This window comes from Thioalkalivibrio denitrificans (assembly GCF_002000365.1).
GTDB lineage: Bacteria > Pseudomonadota > Gammaproteobacteria > Ectothiorhodospirales > Ectothiorhodospiraceae > Thioalkalivibrio_A > Thioalkalivibrio_A denitrificans.
This window is the reverse complement of record NZ_MVBK01000013.1, coordinates 1-1171: the sequence shown is the minus strand read 5'-3', so window position 1 is coordinate 1171 and position 1171 is coordinate 1. Positions and strand designations below refer to the sequence as shown.

The window sequence follows — 1171 nt, the reverse complement described above, 5'->3', positions numbered from 1 at the left end:
GCCTACGACCAGATCGACAACGCCCCCGAGGAGCGTGCGCGCGGCATCACCATTGCCACGGCACACGTGGAATACGAGTCCGACAATCGCCACTACGCGCACGTGGACTGCCCGGGCCATGCCGACTACGTGAAGAACATGATCACGGGTGCGGCGCAGATGGACGGCGCGATCCTGGTGGTGTCTGCCGCCGACGGCCCGATGCCCCAGACCCGCGAGCACATCCTGCTGGCGCGCCAGGTGGGCGTGCCCTACATCGTGGTGTACATGAACAAGGCCGATATGGTCGACGATGCCGAGCTTCTGGAGCTCGTCGAGATGGAGGTGCGCGATCTGCTCTCCTCCTACGACTTCCCGGGGGATGACACCCCGATCATCGTGGGTTCGGCGCTGAAGGCACTCGAAGGCGATGAGTCCGAGATCGGCACGCCCTCCATCGACAAGCTGATCGATGCGCTCGACTCCTACATCCCCGAGCCCGAGCGCGCCATTGACGGTGCGTTCCTGATGCCTGTGGAGGACGTCTTCTCGATCTCCGGTCGCGGCACCGTGGTGACGGGTCGAATCGAGCGCGGCATCGTGAAGGTGGGCGACGAGATCGAGATCGTGGGAATTCGCGACACGACCAAGACCACGGTCACGGGCGTGGAGATGTTTCGCAAGCTGCTCGATCAGGGCCAGGCGGGCGACAACGTGGGCGTGCTGCTGCGCGGCACCAAGCGTGATGACGTCGAGCGCGGCCAGGTGCTGTGCAAGCCCGGTTCGATCACCCCGCACACCAAGTTCGAGGCGGAGGTGTACGTGCTCTCCAAGGAAGAGGGTGGTCGTCACACGCCGTTTTTCAACGGCTATCGTCCGCAGTTTTACTTCCGCACCACGGACGTGACGGGATCGGTGGACCTGCCGGAGGGCGTGGAGATGGTGATGCCGGGCGACAACGTGAAGATGGTGGTGTCGCTGATCAACCCGATCGCCATGGAGGACGGCCTGCGCTTCGCGATTCGCGAGGGCGGGCGCACCGTGGGCGCCGGCGTGGTATCCAAGATCATTGAGTAAAGGGCAGGTACTCAAAGGGCAGGTACAAGGTACAAGGGTAAAGGTACAAGGGAAGGAGCCCGCTTCGCGGGCGCGATCCCCTTGTACCTTGTACTTTTTCCCTTGTACCTGATTT

The 1171-nt window shown here is 63.1% G+C and carries 1 protein-coding gene; it reads left to right on the top strand.

The features are described from left to right. A partial coding sequence (gene tuf, locus B1C78_RS02390) for an elongation factor Tu (RefSeq protein ID WP_077277546.1) occupies positions 1 to 1056 on the top strand: 1056 nt, incomplete at its 5' end. Between the last annotated feature and the right edge of the window lie 115 nt (positions 1057 to 1171).